11 protein-coding genes are annotated in these 13648 nt (G+C 63.5%); 8 read left to right on the forward strand and 3 right to left on the reverse strand.

Going from position 1 to position 13648, the window contains the following annotated elements:
- Positions 1-56: 56 nt before the first annotated feature.
- From speB to A9K68_RS21090, 3 genes are read left to right on the forward strand one after another with little or no spacing between them, the layout of a single operon-like run.
- On the forward strand, positions 57-1064 hold the full coding sequence (gene speB, locus A9K68_RS21080; protein ID WP_065008083.1) for an agmatinase: 1008 nt from the start codon (positions 57-59) through the stop codon (positions 1062-1064).
- A gap of 30 nt (positions 1065-1094) precedes the next feature.
- Complete coding sequence (argC, locus tag A9K68_RS21085) at positions 1095-2027, forward strand: N-acetyl-gamma-glutamyl-phosphate reductase (protein WP_065008082.1); 933 nt, start codon at positions 1095-1097, stop codon at positions 2025-2027.
- On the forward strand, positions 2028-2867 hold the full coding sequence (locus A9K68_RS21090) for an aminoglycoside phosphotransferase family protein (RefSeq protein ID WP_065008081.1): 840 nt from the start codon (positions 2028-2030) through the stop codon (positions 2865-2867).
- On the opposite strand, the gene A9K68_RS21095 is transcribed toward A9K68_RS21090, so the two are convergent.
- Positions 2857-3948, reverse strand: a complete 1092-nt coding sequence (locus A9K68_RS21095; RefSeq protein ID WP_082982347.1) for a COX15/CtaA family protein — start codon at positions 3946-3948, stop codon at positions 2857-2859. The two genes, A9K68_RS21090 and A9K68_RS21095, sit on opposite strands and share 11 nt — an antisense overlap.
- Positions 3949-4100: 152 nt before the next feature.
- On the opposite strand from A9K68_RS21095, the gene A9K68_RS21100 reads away from it, so the two are divergent.
- Together A9K68_RS21100 and A9K68_RS21105 are read left to right on the forward strand one after the other, a co-directional pair.
- The gene (locus A9K68_RS21100) at positions 4101-4319 is read left to right on the forward strand and encodes a DUF2842 domain-containing protein (protein WP_065008079.1); all 219 of its coding nucleotides are present in this window, start codon (positions 4101-4103) and stop codon (positions 4317-4319) included.
- Between the two features lie 523 nt (positions 4320-4842).
- A complete protein-coding gene (locus tag A9K68_RS21105) occupies positions 4843-6588 on the forward strand; it encodes an adenylate/guanylate cyclase domain-containing protein (RefSeq protein ID WP_065008277.1) in 1746 nt (581 codons plus the stop codon).
- Positions 6589-6883: 295 nt separating this feature from the next.
- Here A9K68_RS21105 and A9K68_RS21110 read toward each other — a convergent pair whose 3' ends face one another.
- Positions 6884-7939, reverse strand: a complete 1056-nt coding sequence (locus A9K68_RS21110; RefSeq protein ID WP_065008078.1) for a polysaccharide deacetylase family protein — start codon at positions 7937-7939, stop codon at positions 6884-6886.
- Between the two features lie 89 nt (positions 7940-8028).
- Here A9K68_RS21110 and A9K68_RS21115 point away from each other — a divergent pair, with 89 nt between their 5' ends.
- Positions 8029-9258, forward strand: a complete 1230-nt coding sequence (locus A9K68_RS21115; RefSeq protein ID WP_065008077.1) for a GNAT family N-acetyltransferase — start codon at positions 8029-8031, stop codon at positions 9256-9258.
- 48 nt (positions 9259-9306) lie between these two features.
- Here A9K68_RS21115 and A9K68_RS21120 read toward each other — a convergent pair whose 3' ends face one another.
- Positions 9307-11496 carry an exopolysaccharide transport family protein gene (locus tag A9K68_RS21120; protein WP_065008076.1) on the reverse strand — a complete coding sequence of 730 codons (2190 nt, stop codon included), beginning with the start codon at positions 11494-11496 and terminating at the stop codon, positions 9307-9309.
- Between the two features lie 346 nt (positions 11497-11842).
- On the opposite strand from A9K68_RS21120, the gene A9K68_RS21125 reads away from it, so the two are divergent.
- Together A9K68_RS21125 and A9K68_RS21130 are read left to right on the forward strand one after the other, a co-directional pair.
- On the forward strand, positions 11843-12406 hold the full coding sequence (locus tag A9K68_RS21125) for a polysaccharide biosynthesis/export family protein (RefSeq protein WP_029353441.1): 564 nt from the start codon (positions 11843-11845) through the stop codon (positions 12404-12406).
- Positions 12407-12411: 5 nt separating this feature from the next.
- Positions 12412-13542 carry a glycosyltransferase family 4 protein gene (locus A9K68_RS21130; protein WP_065008075.1) on the forward strand — a complete coding sequence of 377 codons (1131 nt, stop codon included), beginning with the start codon at positions 12412-12414 and terminating at the stop codon, positions 13540-13542.
- The last annotated feature ends 106 nt before the right edge of the window (positions 13543-13648 follow it).

The raw sequence follows: 13648 nt of genomic DNA on the forward strand, positions 1-13648 counted from the left end.
CATTTCTGAGAATTATATCCAATAAGGTTGCGCCTCGACGCACAGGAGATCGCTTCATGCCGAACAGCAACATCGACCACGCCTTCACCGCCCGGGCCAGGACGGGTGCGTCCTTCGAGCCGACCTATGCCGGCGCGCTGTCGTTCATGCGACGCAAATACACGAAGGACGTGAAGGGCGCGGACGCGGTGGTGTGGGGCATCCCCTTCGACGCCGCCGTCACCAACCGGCCGGGCGCGCGCTTCGGGCCGCAGGCGATTCGCCGCGCCTCGACCATCCTCGACAACGATCCGCAGTATCCGTTTTCGCGCGATCTGTTCGAATATCTCGCCGTGGTCGACTATGGCGATTGCCTGCTCGACAGCGGCAATCACCAGAAGACTCCGGGGACGATCGAGCGCGAGGCAGCAAAGATCCTGAAATCCGGCGCCTTCCTGCTATCGCTCGGCGGCGACCATTTCGTCACCTGGCCGCTGCTCAAGGCGCATGCCGCCATCCACGGCCCACTTGCCCTCGTGCAGTTCGACGCCCACCAGGACACTTGGCCGGACGACGGCAAGCGCATCGACCACGGCTCCTTCGTCGGCCGCGCGGTCAAGGACGGCATTGTCGACCCCGACCGTTCGATCCAGATCGGCATCCGCACCCATGCGCCCGAAACCTTCGGCATCAAGATCCTGTACGGCCACGAAGTTGAGGAAATGCGTGCGTCCGATATCGCTTATGCCATCGTCGATCGTACCGGCGGCAAAAAAGCCTACGTCACCTTCGATATCGATTGCCTGGACCCGGCCTTCGCGCCCGGCACCGGCACCCCGGTCGCCGGCGGGCCGTCCTCGGCAAAAATCCTGTCGGTGCTGCGCCAGATCAATCAGGTCGATATCGTCGGCGCCGATGTCGTGGAGGTTGCGCCGGCCTATGATCACGCCGATATAACGGCAATTGCCGGGTCGACAGTCGCCATGCATTATCTCGGGCTCCTGGCGGAACGAAAGGCTCGACTCGAAGAGCTGAACAGCGGCAATCAGGCCGTCGCCGCATTGAATCAGGCAAGTGGCATATAACTTCGAAATATCAGGGAATTCAGGCAGGCAATGAAACCGAAAATCTTCATCGACGGCGAGCACGGCACCACCGGTCTGCAGATCAGGGCGCTGCTTGCCGAACGCGGCGACCTGGAGATCATCTCCATCCCGACCGAGCGCCGCAAGGAACCGGCAGCTAGAGCCGAGTTCCTCAACGCCGCCGACGTCGCGATCCTGTGCCTGCCGGATGCAGCCGCAAAAGAAAGCGTTTCGCTGATCACCAACGACACCACAAGGGTCATCGACGCCTCGACCGCGCATCGCGTCGCCGAAGGTTGGGAATACGGCTTCGCCGAAATGGACAAGGATCAGGCGCGGAAAATCGCTTCGGCGAAGCGCGTCGCCAATCCGGGCTGCTGGCCGCAAGGCCCGATCGCGACGCTCAGGCCGCTGGTGGCAGCCGGGCTGTTGCCGCCGGATTTTCCGGTCACCGTCAATGGCATTTCGGGCTATTCGGGCGGCGGCCGACCGATGATCGAGGACTATGTCGCCAAGGGCGAGGATGCCTCGGAATTCCTGCCCTACGGGCTGACCCTGCAGCACAAGCATGTGCCGGAGCTCAGGACCTATGCGAAGCTGTCGCATGACCCGATCATGCAGCCGGCGGTCGGCAATTTCGCGCAAGGCATGATCACGGTGGTGCCGTTGCAGCTCGGCGGCCTCGACTATGTACCGACGGGCGCCGAGCTTCATGCGGCGATTGCCGACCATTTCGCCGCGATAGATGGCGGCGTGGTCGAGGTGGCGCCCTATGTGCATCTTGAACGCGTGCCGGAGATCGATCCCGAAATCTACAACGGCACCAACCGGATGAAGCTCTATGTCTTCGCCAATGACGACAGGGCCCAGGCGCTGCTGTTCGCCGTCTACGACAACCTCGGCAAGGGCGCCTCGGGTGCTGCCGTGCAGAACATGGATCTGATGCTCGGCCTCAAGCCCTGAATGGACGCTCCGACATTTCCAGAACGCTGGAAGGTCAGCGCGCCAGAACTGATTGCCGAGACGTTCAGCAGCCGCATCTGGAAGGTTGTTCGCGCGGACGGCGCGCCGGCGATCGTCAAGGCCCTCAAACCCTTCGACGATGTCGAAGACGAGTTGCGCGGCGAGCATTTTCTCGCCTGGCGGCGTGGCGAAGGCGCAGTGCAGCTGCTCGGCAGCGACGGCCACTGCATGCTGCTCGAATATGCCGGTGACAGGATGCTGTCGCAGGTTCTCGCGGAGCAGGGAGACAATGCCGCCACAGCAATCGCGGCCGAGGTGATGGCAAACCTGTTCTCGCCATCCGACCACCCTGCCCCACCGGATCTGCAGCCGCTGCGGGTACGGTTTTCCAGTCTGTTCAAGAAGGCGAAGATCGATCGCGACGCCGGCGAAAAAAACCTCTACGTCGAAGCGGCTGCGACCACGGAACGGCTGTTGGCCGATCCTGTCGACGTGCTGCCGCTGCATGGCGACCTGCATCACGACAATATCATGCAGGGACCGCGCGGCTGGTTGGCGATCGACCCAAAGGGCGTTCTCGGCGATCCCGGCTTCGATGCGGCGAACATGTTCTACAACCCGCTCGACCGCGACGACCTTTGCAGCGATCCCCGGCGGATTGCCCACATGGCTGAGATCTTCGCCAGAACGCTCGGCCAAACGCCGCCAGCCATCCTGGATCATGCCATCGCCTATGGCTGCCTGTCGGCGTCGTGGCACCATGAGGACGGCAACGCGATCGAGGAAAGCCGCGAATTGTCCATTGCCACGGCGATCAGGACGGTGCGGCTCAGCCCCTGACGGCGATCTGGTTGGGCAGCGGATAAGCGCCCTTGGTGCCGCGCCAATGCGCTGCAGCAAACCCTAGCAGGACAAGCGCGAATGCCTGATGCGTCAGCGCCATGTGCAGCGGCACGTGCATCAGCAGCGTGCCGATGCCGATCAACCCCTGCGCCAGCACCAGGAGAAACAACAACGTCGCGCGGTGCGCATGCGTCGTGCCTGGCTGGCGGCGGTGTGTCGCGATCATGTGCCAAAGTGCTGCGGCGAAGATCGCGTAGGCGCCGAGCCGGTGGATGAACTGAACCGTCTTCGGGCTCTCGAAGAAGTTGCGCCATGCCGGCTCGAGGATCATCAGATCGCCGGGGATGAGCTTGCCGTCCATCAGCGGCCAGGTGTTGTAGCTCAGGCCGGCGTCGAGCCCGGCGACCAGCCCGCCGAGATAGATCTGGATCAGCGCCAAAAGCACCAGAAAGCCGGCCAGACGCTGCGTCGAACGGTCGGCGGCCGGTTCGGAATGAGGCGCGAGCCCGCGCGCCACCACCATGGTCGCGGTGAAGATCAGCGCGGCCAGCGTCAGATGCGTTGCCAGCCGGTATTGGCTGACGGAGACCCGGTCGACCAGTCCGGACGCCACCATCCACCAGCCGATCGCGCCCTGCAGGCCGCCGAGAAGAAGAATGCCTGATAGTTTCGGCCGAAGGCCGCGTTCGATGCGGCGCGTCGCCCAGAAAAACACCAGCGGCACGGCGAAAACCACGCCGACACCGCGCGCCAGGATCCGGTGCACCCATTCCCACCAGAAGATCGACTTGAACGCTTCGATGCTCATGCCCTTGTTGAGCTCGGCATATTGCGGGATCTGCTGGTAGCGCTGGAATTCCTCCTGCCATTCGGCGTCGTTGAGCGGCGGGATGATGCCGTGGATCGGCTTCCATTCGGTGATCGACAGGCCGGACTCGGTGAGCCTGGTGGCGCCGCCGACCAGCACCAGTACAAACAGCACCAGAAGCACGACGTAGAGCCAGCCACGCACCAGCGCCCGGTTGCGCAGGTCGCGGTCGCGGGCCACGAAAGGCGCGGCAGCTGATATGGCAGCCATAGGCTTGTCCCGGCAGGTTGCAGTCGCGGATTGGTGGACCATCGCAATCCCGCTGGCAAGACCGGACAGCGCGGCAAGCCGTCGCGCCGCTTCTTGCGGGTTGCGTGCCTCTTCCGTTGGGCCTAAGCGATAGGGATCAACGGGATCGCGAAATGCCAATTCGCCTGAAAAAGCTGATCGGAACCTTCCTGCTGGTGGCGCTGGTCATCGTCTACGCACTGGTCGCATCGATCGTGGCGGTTGCCCAGCTGGCAGAATCGGGACCGTTGGCGCATTTTCTGTTCTTCCTGCTCAGCGGCATGCTGTGGGTGCTGCCGGCTATGGGCATCATCAAGTGGCTGATCCTGGAGCCGCCGCGGCCGAAGAATTGAGGCTCGCCCGCCGCCGCTAGATGGTGAAAGCCTGACGCTTGCCACCCGACGTGTAGGGTAGCTCAGGGTGGTTTTCTGCCTTCCGTGTCGCCGATCGGAACGCGCAGGCAGCGCCGCTTTCCGACCTCAGCACCTCTAAGCGCGAACGTTCGTGTGATGTCCGATGCGCGCGTTCGTAGGGCATCTCGCTGTTACATCGCGGTGACAAAAGCACCGCCACGGTGGCGTCACCCGGTTACCAAGGGCAGCAAATATCTCCGGCCTTCTGGGAGTGCGTGTCAGGGTCCCCAGAGGCTGCGTGGGCGTGTCGCCGGTTGGCTGTTAGCGCGGCGACTGGATCGCTCCACGCCTCGCAAGCGGGATAGCGAAATCTCGTGAAGGCAAGGTCAAGCTGCGTTCTCCGTTCTGAATCGGCGACGGGCGGCGGCTGGGAAAGATGGATGCCATGCACGTTGAGCGTCTGGAAGTTGGCGGGGCATTGGCGCGAGGCAGCCCGCGTGCACGCGCCTGGCCGGGCGGTGCAATGACCGCGCAGCGCCGCCTCGCAGCGATCCTGGCTTGCGACGTGGTCGGCTATTCGCGCCTGATGGAGCGCGACGAGCGCGGCACGCTCGAGCGGCTCAAGACATACCGCAAAGACCTCCTCGAACCGCTGGTCTCCGAGCATCAGGGCCGGATCGTCAAGCTCACCGGCGACGGCATGCTGTGCGAGTTCGCGAGCATCGTCAACGCGGTGACCTCGGCGATGGCGATCCAGCAGGCTTTGGCAGAACACGAGGCGGAGACGCCCGAGGAAGAGCGGATTCGCTTCCGCATCGGCGTCAATCTCGGCGACGTGGTCTGCGAGGAGGATGGCGACCTCTACGGCGACGGTGTCAACATCGCCGCCCGCCTCGAAAGCATCGCCGATGCCGGCGCCGTGGTCGTCTCGGGCACCGCCTACGACCACCTTCAGGGCAAGCTCGACGGCGGCTTCACGCTGCTCGGCGACCTGCGCCTCAAGAACATCGAGCGGCCTGTGCGCGCCTATCGCGTCGAGACCGACCCCAGCGCCTCGGTGGCTGCACCGCCTCCCCTGCCCGCGAAACCCTCGATCGCGGTTCTGCCTTTCACCAACATGAGCGGCGACCCCGACCAGGAATACTTCGCCGACGGACTGGTGGAGGACATCATCACGGGATTGAGCCGGGTGAACTCCTTCTTCGTGATCGCCCGCAACTCGTCCTTCACCTACAAGGGCCGAGCGGTGGACCTGCGCCAGGTCGGGCGCGAACTGGGCGTCCGCTACGTGCTCGAAGGCAGCATCCGCAGAGCAGGATCGCGCGTGCGCATCAGTGGGCAGTTGGTGGACGCGATCAGCGGACACCATGTCTGGGCCGACCGCTTCGAGGGCGACGTGAGCGACATCTTCGACCTGCAGGACAAGGTAACCGAGAGCGTCGTGGGCGCCGTCGAGCCGAGCATCCGGCTGGAGGAGATCAAGCAGGCGCGCATGAAGCCGACCGTCTACATCGGTGCCTACGACCTCTACCTTCGCGCGCTGCCGCGCTTCTACAGCATGACGCGCGAAGGCTTTGCCGACGTGCGCCGGCTCACCAACGAGGCGCTCAGCATCGACCCAGGCTTCACCCTGGCGAAGGCACTCGGTGCCTATATCCGCAGCCTGTCCGTGAGTCAGTGCTGGCACGAGCCCGACGATATTCGCGTCGCCGTGCGCATGGCCCGCGAGGTGCTGGCGGACGCGCGAGACGACCCGACAAGCTTGCGTTTCGCTTCGCAGGTGATCGCCTACAGCGCCAAGGATTACGAGACGGCGCTGGACACGATCGAACGGTCCCTGCTCCTCAACCCCAATTCGGCGCAGGGCTATACGGGCAGCGGCTGGGTGAACGCCCATTCCGGCCGCCCACTCGTCGCGATCGAGCACTTCCACAGGGCAATGCGGCTGAGCCCGGTCGACCCAGAGAAGGGCATCGCGCTCTCCGGCATCGGGATGAGCTACCTGATGCTCGAACGCTACGAGGAAGCGCTGGCTTGGGGAGAACGAGCGCTGCGCGAGATGCCGAATTACGGCTCCTCGCACCGGGTGGTGATCATGGCGCTGGTCAAACTCAATCGGCCGGACGAAGCGCAGGCGGCGGCGCGGCGGCTGATGGAGGCGTTCCCGACCTACACGCTCGGCCTGCAGAGGCAGATCAACCCGTGGCGGGACAAGGTGTTCGCCGAGCGCTACGTCGAGGCGTTGGGTATTGCCGGCGTGCCGGAGTGATCGTCGCGTTTGCAAAGATGCCCTCTCCTGCGCGTCACGTCCGGCCAGGCGACGTCCCTTGCTCCCGCGTCGCTTCTGGAAGGATAGTTCTCTGGCCGGGTTGTCCGAGGACTGTGCGCGTAGAGCAGCTGTGAACAGCCGGCGAGCTCTCTGTTGGGTTCGCGTCGAACTTCCGGTTTCACCCTGACGAGACCTACCGACGGTCCAGACATATGTCGCCTTCGGGTCACGACGTTCCCTTGACCTCCCATCAGAGATGGTCCTCAAGGGGTCGGTTCTTGCCGGACTTTCACCACTAGATGGTGACAAGCATCTTGCCGGCATTGGCCAGCGGCGTCGTCACACCCGACAGCATCGTGCGGATATGGGCAACGCTCTGATAGCGACCGTTGACCGAAATGCGCGGCAGCGCTTGCAGGAAATCGGCATGTTCGGCGCGCAGCACGCCGTGGCGTGTCGTCACCGCCGAGGCATAGCCGGCGTCGCGGGCAATGCCGACTTCGCGGTCGCCAACGGCACTGGGATAGCCATAAGGATAGGCGAAATGGCGCGGCGCCTCGCCGAGTTCGGCCTGCAATATGCGCCTGACGTCCTCGACCTCGTGCCGCGCATCGGCTTCGGAAAGCCGCTTCAGATTGCGATGATTGACGGTGTGCGCGCCGATCGTCACCAGCGAATGCCCTGCCATGGCGCGGATCTCGTCCCAGTTCATCAACATGCTCTGGCGCGCGCCCAACTCGATACCGTTCGACCGCGTCAATTCGCGCAGCACCGCGCGCTGGTCCTCCTCGCGGACGTCCAGCGTCAGATAGTCGTGCAGGCGCGCGAAGGCCTGCAGTTTCCTGCCCGGGGTCGAGCAGTCGATCGTCACCGGACCGTTCGGTGTTGTCAGAATCAACCGGTCCCGCGCGCTGACGATGTCCTCGACCACCTCCCACCATAGATCGGCGGCGCCGTTTATCAGCCCTGGCGCGACATAGATTGTGACCGGCGCCCCGTGCTTTTCCAGCACCGGCAGCGCCTCGGTCATGTTGTCGCGGTAGGCGTCGTCGGCGGTGATCGCCGCGAACTGGCCACCCTTGCCGCCGGCCTTGATGCGCTCGATCGCCTCGTCCAGCGTGACGAACGTATAGCCGTGCGCCTTCATGTCGGCGATCACGGCGTCGAGGAACTCAGGCGCGATGTTGAGATGCCGGTTGACGCCATCAGGCTTTTCCGGCGTGGCGGTGACCCGATGCAGCATCAGGATGGCGCCGATGCCGCCGACGAACGGCTTGGCCAGCGGAGCAAGACCGGTATAACGGACGACGTTGAGCGCCAGTTTCCGGATTGCCTCGCCCCCGTCGATCATTCATTCACCTTTTGCGCCTAGGCTCATCCAAGCACGGAATGCCTATGCGAGCCCCCAATCGCGGTGAATACGCCCTAAAGGATTGAGGTATGGTTGACGCCACCGCGTCATTTGACGGCAATCGGCTCGAAGCAATGGAGGCGGCGCCGCGCGCGTTGCCAGCGGATCATCCTGGCCTGTCGGTCTCGGTCGCCGACGGTGCGGCACTTGCGGCCTATGCCGAGTTCTGCCGTTCGGCGCTGTTCGCGCCGGCACAGAGCCCGGCCTGGATCCTGAACTGGGCCAAATATGCCGAAGCGGATACTGTTTTGGCGACGCTGAACGCTGAAGGCCGACCGGTTTTTTCGTTGGCGCTGGAAGTCACCAGCAGCGGCCGGTTCCGCGTCGCCCGTTTCATGGGCGGTCGCCATGCCAACGGCAATTTCGCCGCCGCCGACCCGCATTGGCTGACCAGGGCGGATGGCGCGGCAATCCGCTCGATGCTGGCGGCGCTCGCCAGGGCGCGGCCGGACATCGACCTCGTCGCACTGGAACGGCTGCTGCCCGATCTCGACGGCGTTGCCAATCCGCTTGTCTCGCTTCCGCATTTTCCAAGCCCCAACCTGTCGCTGGCCGTCGACTTGGCGGGAGGCTTTGATGCACTGCTCTCCCGCGCGAGCGGCAAGCGCAGGCGTAAGAGGCACCGCTCGCAGGCGCGCAAGTTAGAAGCCGTCGGCAGCCACCGCCGCATCGAGGCCCAGACAGCGGACGAGGCGAACAGACTGCTTGATGCGTTTTTCGAGATGAAGGAGTTCCGCTTCCGCAAGATGGGCATCGCCAACGTCTTCGGTGAGCCGGAGGTTCGTGCTTTCTTCAGCGCGTTGTTCGTCGAAGCGCTTTCCGACGACAAGCCGTCCTTCGTGTTGCACGGGCTCGAAGTCGCCGGCAAGCTTCGCGCCGTCACCGGATCGAGCCGCTCGGGAAAACGCCTGATCTGCGAGTTCGGAGCGATCGCCGACGACGACCTCGCCCATGCCAGCCCCGGCGACTTTCTGTTCTTCGACAACATCGAGGAAGCCTGCGAGACGGGATTCGATGTCTATGATTTCTCGGTCGGCGACGAACCCTACAAGCGACTGTGGTGCGATATCGAGACCCAGCATTTCGAGGTCCTGATTCCGCTGACGATGAAGGGCCGCGCGCTGGTGTTTGTCCTGCGGCAAGGCGCGCGCCTGAAAGCCTTCGTCAAGAACAGCCCGACGATCTGGAAGCTGACCAAGATGCTGCGCCGCAAGACGGCCGGACAGGCAGCACGTGCCGCGGGCGAAGACGACAGCTGACCGCTGCCGAGATTTCCGGAGCGTTCGAGCAGAATTATCCAACCCGTCTCAGGCGGCGGAGCGTCGCCCGGGTACCGGCGTCCCTGGCGTTTCATAGCCGACCGGCGTCACCAGCGTCAGGTCGGGATAGCCGCTCTCGATCAGCTCGACTGCGGCCTGCGCCACCTCGTCGTTCGGCTCCAGCAGCGACAGGAAGACCTCGGTGCCCTCGCCGACAAGGCGGTTGATGCCTTGCGCGTCGGCGGGTCCGCATTCGACCACGACCAGATCGTAGGCGGTGGTCAGGGACTGCATGATGATCGGCAGCCGGTCGGCGGCGCGCATGGCGCGGACCGGATCGGCAGTGCCGACGGGAATGACGTGGCAGTCCGAATAGAGATCGGGGTGGATCACGTCGCTGAACTGCGCTTCGGAGGCGAGCAGATTGGTAATGCCCGGGAACAGCCCGCTGTCCAGCATCGGCCGTGAGGCGGCGCCCGAGGCGGTGAGATCGAGCAGGAGCACACGCAGACCGGCGTCGGAGACCTCACGCGCCACTAGCACCGACGAGGCGGCCGCTTCGTCGCCTTCCGGCGACACGAATATGGCTCGCGCCGCCCCGGTTGTGATCAGTTTTTCCACCGCCTTGTCGATTTCCACCTCGCCAAGGGTGGGGCGCGCCCGCTCGACGTCCTCGCCAGTTGCTGCGGCAGTTGCTTGCGCCGCGGCAGCCGCTTCCGGCTCTGCCTGCGCTTCCGCGGCCCGATCCTCGACGTCCTCGATATCGGCCGGTTCGTGATTGGAGGGTTCGTGGGCAACAGGCATCGCAACCTGTTCGATCCGTTCGAAACGGGCGCCGGCGGCCGGCCGCATGGCGCGACCCGAAAACAGCTCTTGCAGAAGGGTCACGATCGCCATGACCAGCAACGAACCGACGAAGGCAGCACCAATGATCGGCAGGATTTTTGGGAAATAGGGCTCGGACGGCGCCACCGCGCGGGAAAAGACACGGGCGTCGACCGGCAGATAATTGCTGTCCTTGCGCGAAGACGCCTCACGGTAACGGGTCAGGTAGGATTCGAGCAGCTGCCGCTGGGCGGTCGCTTCGCGCTGCAGCGCATCCAGTTCGACCTGCTGGTCGCCGGCGCGCGCCGATGCAGCCTTCAGCGTATTGACGTCGGCGACAAGCTGGTTTTCGCGGGCCTGGGCGGTCTGCGCCTGCGTCATCAGCCCTTTCATGATCTTTTCCGCCTCGTTGCGGATCTGGCGGTCGAGATCGGCAAGCTGCGATCTCAGCGCCCGGATGCGCGGATGATTGTCGAGCAAGGAGGTGGAAAGGTCGGCGATGTTGGTCTTGAGCTCGACCTGCCGCTCGCGCAGCCGCTGGATGAGTTCGGAAGACAGCACTTCTGGTACCGCATCCAGCGAGCCGCCATTCTGCAGCGCCCTGCGCACGCTGTCGGCCGTCGCTTCTGCCGATGCGCGATTGGCCCGCACCCGCGACAGTTCGCTGGACAGTTCGGAAAGCTGTTGGGTGGCGAGCACCGAATTGTTGCCGCCCATCAAAAGATCGGACTGGGCGCGGTAGCTTGCTACCTTGGCCTCGGCGTCCTTAACCCGCTTCGACAGGTCGGCGATCTCAGGCGCCAGCCAGTCGGTTGCGGCGGAATTCGATTCGATGTTGGCATTGCCCTGGACGGAGATGTAGGCGTCGGCGATGGCGTTCGGAATTTCGGCGGCGAGCCTGGGATTTTCCGAGGAGAATTCGATGACGATTACCCGTGATTTTTCAACGCGATAAACGTTGAGTTTCTCGCGCATCTTCGTCAGCACGCGTTCTTCAGGCGGAATCTCGTTGGGGTCGCTTTTCAGGCCGGCGATGACGAGCAGACGGCTCAACATCGGCATGTCCGCCGTCTCGTCGAATTCGGGAAGCTGAGACAGATTGAGCTTCTGCGCCACCTGCTTGAGGATGTCGGTCGAAGACACAACCTCGACCTGGCTGGTCACGCCTTCCTCGTCGAGAATCGGCTTGTCGTTGTCATTGGTGCCGTCGGGGCGCGTGTAAACCGATTCGCGCGTCTCGATCAAAAGCCGTGTTTCGGCCCTGTAATGCGGCGTCGCAAGCCAGGTGAGCGCGAACGCCAGGCCGGTTATGACCAGCGCCACGACAAGAATGCGCAGCCAATTCCTCGCAAGGCTTGCGAAGAGCTGCCTGAGATCGACGTCGACATCTGCGGCCACGGATTTAACGGACATGCATCCTGCTCCGGTACTTAAAGCACGTCGCGTTTGAACAGATTCATACGACCCGCTTTAAGCTCTTGTTTTCATGCATGTCGGTGTCCCAAAACCGCTGCGCACTTTTGGGCGACATGCATTGGTCAGAATGCACCGTAAACAACTATGGTAACTCAGCCGTTAATATCGCGGTAAGTATCTGTTAGGTTTTACTCGCAAGCGGCAACAAAAGCATTAAACCGGCCGTGTTTTGTCGGTTGCCGCCGCCTTTACCGGCCATTAACCCTAACGGGATGATAACGGGCCTCGATCCCCAGAGTTTGCCGCGGTGTAACAGCGGCCAATCGAAGGTACGTGTCCGGCCATGAAAAGCACTGCTTCCCTCTTCCGCGCGCTGCTCGCCGTGTCGTTGCTTGCCGGCTGCTCCAGCTACCGGCCGGCGCCGGCCGCCTTCCATAAAATGCTCGACCAGCCCTATCGCCTCGGTGCCGGCGACCGGGTCCGCGTCACCGTGTTCGAGCAGGAAGGATTGACCAACGTCTACAGCGTCGACCAATCCGGTTACCTGTCCATCCCGCTCGTCGGCGCCGTACCGGCGCGCGGCCACACCGCACAGCAACTCGAAGGCGAGATCGCCGACAAATTGCGCCAGGGCTACCTGCGCGATCCGGACGTTTCGGTCGAGATAGACCGCTACCGGCCGATCTTCATCATGGGCGAAGTCGGCGCCGCGGGCCAGTACTCCTATGTTCCCGGCCTGACCGTGCAAAAGGCGATTGCCATCGCCGGCGGTTTCAGCCCGCGCGCCAACCAGGAAAGCGTCGACATCACCCGCGACATCAATGGCAAGGTCATGACCGGTCGCGTGGCCACCTCCGATCCACTCCTGCCCGGCGACACGGTCTACGTTCGCGAACGCCTGTTCTAGACCACGTGGCGGACACACTCAGGATCGTCCACTGCTTTCGCTCACCTGTCGGAGGGATTTTTCGTCACGTGCGCGACCTGACCGAGGCGCAGGTCGCCGCCGGGCATGCCGTCGGCATCGTCTGCGATTCGACGACGGGTGGCGATTTTGAGGAACATTTGTTCGAACAAATGAAGGGCAAAATGGCGCTCGGCATCCATCGGACGCCAATGCAGCGGCATGTCGGACCGGGCGATCTCGCCTCGGCCTGGCGCACCTTCGGGCTTATCAAGGGATTGCGGCCGGACGTGCTCCACGGGCACGGCGCCAAGGGTGGCGCCTATGCCCGCCTGTTCGGCTCGTTGTTGCGGGTATCAAGCTCTCGCGTAGCCCGCCTTTATTCGCCTCACGGCGGCTCTCTTCACTATGACGAGACTACCGCCACGGGGAAGCTGTTTTTCGCGCTCGAACGGTTCATGGCGCGCTTCACCGACTATCTTCTGTTTGTCTCCGATTATGAAAGGCAGACATATCACAGGAAGGTCGGCGAACCGCCCATCCCGAACAACCTTGTCTACAACGGCTTGAGCGCCGCCGAGTTCGAGCCGGTGCGAACCGAGCAGAATGCGGCCGATGTCCTCTATATCGGCATGATGCGCGACCTCAAGGGACCGGACATCTTCATCGATGCGCTCGTCCTTGCCGGAACGCGGCTCGGCCGCCCGGTGAAAGCGGTGATGGTCGGCGACGGCGACGACCTGCCGCGCTACCATGCGCAAGTGAAGCGCCTCGGTCTCGAAGGCCATACGCGCTTCCTGCCGCCGATGCCGGCGCGCAAAGCCTTCGCGCTGGCCGAACTGGTTATCGTTCCCTCGCGTGCGGAAGCCATGCCTTACATCGTTCTGGAAACGCTCGCCGCCGGCAAATCGATGATCGCCACCGCCGTCGGCGGCATCCCGGAAATCATTGGCGCCGGCTCCCCTGCCCTGATCCGGCCTGACCCGCGCGAACTCAGCAACAAGATGAGCGCGGCGCTGGCCGACCTCAATGCCTACGGCAGCCTGATGCCCGACAGCGCCGACCTCAAGACGCGATTCGGCGCCGACGTGATGGCCGCCGCGATCGAGACGGCCTATTTCGCCGCGCTCAAGCGGTAACCCCAAAAGGGCGCTAACCCCAAAGCTTCTCTAAAGCCACCTGTTGTTTCAAGGGTTTCTTAGCTCTCTTTTGCTATTCACCTGAGGGAAGCTTTGCGGATGCACC

The organism is Mesorhizobium sp. AA22, assembly GCF_001672375.2.
GTDB lineage: Bacteria > Pseudomonadota > Alphaproteobacteria > Rhizobiales > Rhizobiaceae > Mesorhizobium > Mesorhizobium wenxiniae.

What these genes read in the sequence shown, in the direction of transcription:
- speB (WP_065008083.1), top strand. Translation starts at nt 57, where the DNA reads ATGCCGAACAGCAACATCGACCACGCCTTCACCGCCCGGGCCAGGACG.
- argC (WP_065008082.1), top strand. Translation starts at nt 1,095, where the DNA reads ATGAAACCGAAAATCTTCATCGACGGCGAGCACGGCACCACCGGTCTG.
- A9K68_RS21090 (WP_065008081.1), top strand. Translation starts at nt 2,028, where the DNA reads ATGGACGCTCCGACATTTCCAGAACGCTGGAAGGTCAGCGCGCCAGAA.
- A9K68_RS21095 (WP_082982347.1), bottom strand. Translation starts at nt 3,948, where the DNA reads ATGGCTGCCATATCAGCTGCCGCGCCTTTCGTGGCCCGCGACCGCGAC.
- A9K68_RS21100 (WP_065008079.1), top strand. Translation starts at nt 4,101, where the DNA reads ATGCCAATTCGCCTGAAAAAGCTGATCGGAACCTTCCTGCTGGTGGCG.
- A9K68_RS21105 (WP_065008277.1), top strand. Translation starts at nt 4,843, where the DNA reads ATGACCGCGCAGCGCCGCCTCGCAGCGATCCTGGCTTGCGACGTGGTC.
- A9K68_RS21110 (WP_065008078.1), bottom strand. Translation starts at nt 7,939, where the DNA reads ATGATCGACGGGGGCGAGGCAATCCGGAAACTGGCGCTCAACGTCGTC.
- A9K68_RS21115 (WP_065008077.1), top strand. Translation starts at nt 8,029, where the DNA reads ATGGTTGACGCCACCGCGTCATTTGACGGCAATCGGCTCGAAGCAATG.
- A9K68_RS21120 (WP_065008076.1), bottom strand. Translation starts at nt 11,496, where the DNA reads ATGTCCGTTAAATCCGTGGCCGCAGATGTCGACGTCGATCTCAGGCAG.
- A9K68_RS21125 (WP_029353441.1), top strand. Translation starts at nt 11,843, where the DNA reads ATGAAAAGCACTGCTTCCCTCTTCCGCGCGCTGCTCGCCGTGTCGTTG.